Origin of the sequence: Methanocrinis sp., assembly GCF_049974945.1 — an archaeon.
Classification (GTDB): Archaea; Halobacteriota; Methanosarcinia; order Methanotrichales; family Methanotrichaceae; genus Methanocrinis.
Map to the genome: position 1 here is coordinate 1 of NZ_JBNGCU010000101.1, position 5,575 is coordinate 5,575.

The 5,575-nt window shown below is 60.7% G+C and carries 8 protein-coding genes; 6 read left to right on the top strand and 2 right to left on the bottom strand.

What is annotated here, in order from left to right:
* The 6 genes from ACP5EL_RS08805 to ACP5EL_RS08830 all read left to right on the top strand — a co-directional run.
* A partial coding sequence (locus tag ACP5EL_RS08805; RefSeq protein WP_428402139.1) for an Asd/ArgC dimerization domain-containing protein occupies positions 1 to 374 on the top strand: 374 nt, incomplete at its 5' end.
* Positions 375 to 438: 64 nt separating this feature from the next.
* Positions 439 to 924 (top strand): CBS domain-containing protein, encoded by a 486-nt coding sequence (locus tag ACP5EL_RS08810; RefSeq protein ID WP_428402140.1) that lies wholly within the window; start codon positions 439 to 441, stop codon positions 922 to 924.
* Positions 911 to 2,086: a bifunctional ornithine acetyltransferase/N-acetylglutamate synthase gene (argJ, locus tag ACP5EL_RS08815; RefSeq protein WP_428402141.1), complete on the top strand. Its 1,176-nt coding sequence runs from the start codon at positions 911 to 913 to the stop codon at positions 2,084 to 2,086. The genes ACP5EL_RS08810 and argJ overlap by 14 nt, the downstream gene beginning before the upstream one ends.
* A 13-nt stretch (positions 2,087 to 2,099) precedes the next feature.
* Positions 2,100 to 3,533: an argininosuccinate lyase gene (argH, locus tag ACP5EL_RS08820; protein ID WP_428402142.1), complete on the top strand. Its 1,434-nt coding sequence runs from the start codon at positions 2,100 to 2,102 to the stop codon at positions 3,531 to 3,533.
* Positions 3,534 to 3,570: 37 nt separating this feature from the next.
* A complete protein-coding gene (locus tag ACP5EL_RS08825; RefSeq protein ID WP_428402143.1) occupies positions 3,571 to 3,927 on the top strand; it encodes a transporter suffix domain-containing protein in 357 nt (118 codons plus the stop codon).
* A gap of 105 nt (positions 3,928 to 4,032) precedes the next feature.
* Positions 4,033 to 4,218 carry a hypothetical protein gene (locus tag ACP5EL_RS08830; protein ID WP_428402144.1) on the top strand — a complete coding sequence of 62 codons (186 nt, stop codon included), beginning with the start codon at positions 4,033 to 4,035 and terminating at the stop codon, positions 4,216 to 4,218.
* Between the two features lie 216 nt (positions 4,219 to 4,434).
* Here the strand turns inward: ACP5EL_RS08830 and ACP5EL_RS08835 are convergent, their stop codons facing one another.
* Entirely contained in the window at positions 4,435 to 4,593 is a 159-nt protein-coding gene (locus ACP5EL_RS08835) for a hypothetical protein (protein WP_428402145.1), read from the bottom strand.
* A gap of 31 nt (positions 4,594 to 4,624) precedes the next feature.
* Positions 4,625 to 4,789 carry a hypothetical protein gene (locus ACP5EL_RS08840; RefSeq protein ID WP_428402146.1) on the bottom strand — a complete coding sequence of 55 codons (165 nt, stop codon included), beginning with the start codon at positions 4,787 to 4,789 and terminating at the stop codon, positions 4,625 to 4,627.
* Positions 4,790 to 5,575: the final 786 nt, after the last annotated feature.

Here is a 5,575-nt window from a genome sequence, read left to right on the forward strand (position 1 = left end):
GGGTCAAGGTCAGCTTCACGCCTCACGTCGTCCCCGCCATCAGGGGAATTCTGACGACGGCTCACGTTCTGGTCAAGGATGAATTTGTGGGCAGCATACCAGACAAGGCCGAGATCTCGAAGATCTACGGGGTGTTTTACAAGGACGCCCCCTTCGTCCGGCAGGTCCCCGGATCTCCCTCCCTCGGCGGCGTCAGAGGATCGAACTTCTGCGATATAGGCTTCGAGGTGGACGGCTCCGGCGACCGGATCGTCGTCCTCTCGACGATAGACAACCTGGTGAAGGGAGCCTCAGGCCAGGCGATCCAGAACATGAACCTGATGATGGGGCTCGGCGAGACCGAAGGGCTGTGGCTTCCGGGCGGCGCGCCCTGATGGGCGGAGAAGGCCGCAGGTCTTACTGAAAGGGTAAATAAAAAGAGATCCGAGGGGTTAGAGCATGTTGGTCAGGGACGTGATGAACCCGGCGCCGGTCGCCTGCCAGGCGACGGACGCCGTCAGCGACGCGGTGAAGCTTCTGAAGAGGAACGATATCAGCGGGATGCCGGTTCTGGAGGGCGAAAAGCTCGTGGGGGTGGTTTCAGAGTCGGACCTTCTCAAGCTCCTCTCCGCCGAGGAGGAGGGGGGGCTCTGGCTCCCAAGCCCTCTCGAGATCTTGGAGGTTCCGATCCGGGACCTGATCCGATGGGAAAAACTTCAGGCTGGGGCCGAGGAGGCGGGGATGACCAAAATCTCTGACGTGATGACGGAGAACGTATTCACCGTCGGCCCAGACGATATGATCGAGGAGGCGGCGGCGATCATGGTCCGCCAGAGGATCAACAGGCTCCCGGTCCTGGAGGACGACAAACTTGTGGGGATCATCACCCGAGGAGACATCATCGCCGGTCTGGGGATGGAGGCGTCGGAAGTTGAAGAGGATTGAGGGCGGGATCTGTGCCATCGATGGGGTCAGGGCCTCGGGGGTGAAGCGGGGCAAGTACGGCGTCGCCCTGATCGCGGCCGGCGGCGCGGCGGCGGGTGTCTTCACCACGAACAGGATCAGGGCCGCACCCCTGGACCTGACCGCCGAGAGCCTGATCGCCTCCGAAGGGCGGCTTGAAGGGGTGATCGCAAACAGCGGCTGCGCCAACGCCTACACCGGCCCGCGAGGGGTCGAGGACGCCCGCTGGATGGCAGACCTCTTCGCAAAATCCCTGGGAGTCGGGCCTGAGAAGATCGGGGTCGCCTCGACCGGGGTCATCGGAAGGTACCTGGACCGCGATCTCTTGGCCGAGCTATTCAGGGAGGCGAAGGCGCGGCTCCGATCAGACCTCGAGGCGAGCCGGGAGGCGGCGAGGGCGATCATGACCACCGACACCGTGGTCAAGGAGATCGCAGTCGAGCACGTCGGTTTTCGGGTGGCGGGGATCACCAAGGGGGCGGGCATGATCGAGCCGAATATGGCTACCATGCTCTCCTTCCTCTACACCGACGCCAGGATTTCGCCAAAGCAGCTCCGGGAATGCCTCACCGAGGCGGCAGACGAGAGCTTCGGCATGCTCGTCGTCGACGGAGACACCAGCACCAACGACATGGTCCTGGTGACAGCCACGGGCAAGGTCGAGGCGAACCTCGCAGATTTCAAGGAGGCGCTGACCTACGTCTGCACGGAGCTGGCCAAAATGATGGCAAAAGACGGCGAGGGGGCCACGAAGCTGGTGGAGATGGAGGTCACCGGGGCCCGAAATCGAGAGGACGCCCGCCTGGCAGCCAAGGCGATCGTGAGGAGCAGCCTGGTCAAGACCGCCATCTTCGGGAACGACCCCAACTGGGGGAGGATCGTGGCAGCGGCGGGCAGGTCCGGGGCGGACCTGGACCCCGAGAGGATCACCCTCTCCATCTCCGCCGCCGGCCGGAAGAAAGAGGTCTTCCTGGTCAGAGACGGCGAGATCGTCGACGGCGTCCTGGCCGAGGCCGAGGAGGCGATGAAGTCTGAGGAGCTTCTGATCAAGCTCGACCTGGGCCTCGGCAACGGTTCCGCCCGGGCCTTCGGCTGCGACCTCTCCTACGACTACGTCAGGATCAACGCGGATTACACCACCTGAGGGGGCGAGAAAGATGCTATTGAGAGGAGAGAGGCTGGGCGAGATCTCCGGGGAGGTTCTGGAGTTCATATCCTCCCGGGAGGCCGACCGTTGGATCTTCGAGGCTGACCTCCTGGTGGACAGGGCCCACCTGGTGATGCTGAAGGAGAGGGGGCTCATCTCTCCTGAGGAGTTTTCCGAGATCGTGGCCGGCCTCGACGGGATCGAGGAGGAGAGCCTGGGCGAGGGGGAGGACGTCCACGAGGCGATCGAGGCGGAGCTGATTGCGAGAATAGGGGCGGTCGGAGGCAGGATGCACACCGGAAGGTCTAGAAACGACGAGGTGGCCACCTGCATTCGGATCGTCCTCCGGGGCGAGCTCCTCAGCCTCATGGCCGAGGTGAACGGCCTCGCCAGGGCCCTGGCGGAGAGGGCCGACGAGAACGTTGAATCGATAATCCCGGGGTTCACCCACCTCCAGCACGCCCAGCCCACCACCCTCGCCCATCACCTCCTGGCCCACGCCGACGCCCTCCTCCGGGACTTCGAGCGGCTCCGGGACACCTACTCGCGGGTCAATCGGTCGCCCCTGGGGGCTGCGGCCTTCGCCTCCACCGGCTTTGATATCGATAGAAACCGGACCGCCGAGCTCCTCGGCTTCGAGGGCCTGGTCGAGAACAGCATGGACGCCGTCTCCACCAGGGACTTTCTTCTGGAGGCTTTATCCAATTCGGCCATCCTGATGGCGAACTTGAGCAGGCTTGCCGAGGAGCTGATCCTGTGGTCCACATCGGAGTTCGGCTACATGGAGCTGGACGACCTCTTCACCTCCACCTCCTCCATCATGCCCCAGAAGAAGAACCCGGACACCGCAGAGCTGGTCCGGGGGAAGACCGGCTCAGTATTCGGCTCTCTGATCGCCGCCTTCACCATCTGCAAGGCGCTGCCCATGAGCTACAACCGCGACCTGCAGGAGGCGACCCCGAACCTCTGGCGCGGCCTCTCCACCACAAGAGTCGCCGTGCGGATCATGGCCGGATCGGTCGGGTCGGCGAAGTTCAAGACAGACCGGCTGGAGGCAGCCTCCGGAGCGGGCTTCTCCACGGCGACGGAGCTGGCGGACTCTCTGGTCAGAAAGACGAAGATCCCCTTCCGGACCGCTCACCAGATTGTGGGCGCTCTCGCGGCCGAGGGCGGAACGCCGACAATCCGGGACCTGGACGAGGCGGCGGAGAGGATCGCCGGACTCAGACCCAGCGAGAGGGGCTTTGGCGAGAAAGAGCTGATGGCCGCCCTCGATCCAAGAGAGAACGTGGCCGCCAGGTCGGGGACCGGAGGTCCAGCCCCGGCGGAGACTATGAGGATGGCCGCCGACCGGCTGGAGAGGATCAAGGAGAACGAGAGGCTGGTCGGAGAGATGAGGGAAAAGGTCGATTCTGCCCTGGCGGCCCTGCGGGAGATGAGGTGAGATCCTGCCGGGGGAGGCCCCGACGCCGGCTGAGGCGGTGAACGCCAGGGCCTCGGGCGGCGCGGCCCTGGAGGCGGGCCGGGCCCTGCAAACCGAAAAAGTTGAGCCGAAGGCGAAGCCTGCGAGCTGGAAGAGGCGGCTCGGGTTCGGCCTGGTCGCCCTATCCTGTCTCCTCTACGGCTCCCTCCTCCTCGTCCCGACGACCTCCTTGTCCACGGAGGGGAAGGTCGCCCTCTCCTCCCTTCTGGTCATCTCCGGCGAGGCATCCTTCTGGATCGGCGGCCTCATCCTGGGCCGGGAGGCTATCAGACGATGGAGGGGTGCCCTCCATCCGCGCCGGTGGCGCCGGCGGGGGGATGAGGGCGGCCGATATAATCGGGGCGAAATTTTTTGACTTGTTCAAAGCACTTGTCGACCACCGGCTAAAGAGTTATGAAGGATTAGATATTTGAGGGATCATCTGCCCGCTCGCCTTCGATCTCTCGGGCAGTTGAGGAGAATGGTCGACCCCATTCTCCTCCAGCTCTCTAATGCGCCAGATAAGCCGCTCCAGTTCGGCAAACCGCCGGTCGAACTCTGCATACAGTACAGCCAGCTCCTCCGCCTGGGAGGTCATGGTCCCGTCTCCTCCAATAAGGCTCGGCGGTCCTCGGCCTTCGAGATCGCAGCCTTCCCCTCGGCCTGAACGCGGTGAAGTTCTTGGCCGGAAATATTCATGCCTGCCCCCACCAATTAGAGACAGGATCCACGGTGGCCGCTGCCGGATCTTTCGCCAACGCCGCCTCTGCACAAGCCGCGTAATATAGGTTCCCGTGATCGGTTACGTAAATGTCACCGATTTTAATTGGTTTGTAACAAATACCACAACGATAGCCTTCGCAGTCCATCTGATACCTTCGGCTCATCTCCTCCTCCTCTTCTTACGTCTCTTCTCCTCGTCGGCCAACAGCGCCATGGACTGGCCCCTTGACACGTTGCAGATGGCTTCTAAGACCTCATCAGATATCTGTGAATTTCTTTTGGCCATCCCGGCTTGATACTCCCTCGATACTTCTCTCATCTCCTCACCTCAAGATAGCGGTTTTATCCATTCATCTCTTTCGCGGTTTTAAGGTGACAGTCTCTACCTTTCCCCAGGTTGGGTGATCCCACGACAACAGATCCTGAACTGTCATCTTGTGCTCTTTTGCGATCTCTTCTGGGGACTTGTCCGACATCCCCCGGTACTGGTTTCCGATAAATACAAATCTCTTCATATTATCCTCCTCGAACTTGGTGGATCTCTCAGAACCGCCGATATTCAGCAGAACTTCGGCTCACGTCTGCTAGAGTGGTTCTACAGCCCTCAGAAAAGGTAATCCATCCCGCAGGCCATACATTGATCTCACCCTATTCCATTTGTCCAGCCGAACTGCTCGCCCTCATCGCTTCCGCAATAGGGGCAAACTGGCCCTCCGTTTTTATCTTCGCCACCACAGGGCAGTGGTCTGAGATCGCCTTTGCGATCTTCTGCCGTCCTCTAAAGGCGCTGAAGATGCGGTCGAAGCTGAGATTCATGGTATCAATTGACGATCTGCCCTCTGTGCAATTCGGCAAAACTTCCCATGCAACTCAGCAAAATAATGCGGCCGATGCATCCGGCAACCAAGCTGCGGGGTCGAGCAGCCCGCCGCAGAGATCTGCCAGAGATGATCGGCCAAGACGCGAGGTCCCATTCTCGCGATCCGCATAGGGATGGATTTATACCCACCTCTGGAAGAAGGGTTATAAGCTCCGCTATTTTGGCTTCTCTTTTCATTTTCGCCTCTTGAACATCGAACGCGTGAACTTTTCACAGGTTGCCCATGATGCTCGTTCTGCAATCTGTTGATGGCTTTCAGCTCTGTAAACTGCCTTGCTTTGGGTTATTCTACTCATAACATCACCCCATTTAGTGAGCTTACTTCGGATAAGTTCATGAATTTATAAATTTTATCTCTATAGAATGGATAGACCTGACCGATCTAGATAGACCTGACCGATCTAGATAGACCTGACCGATC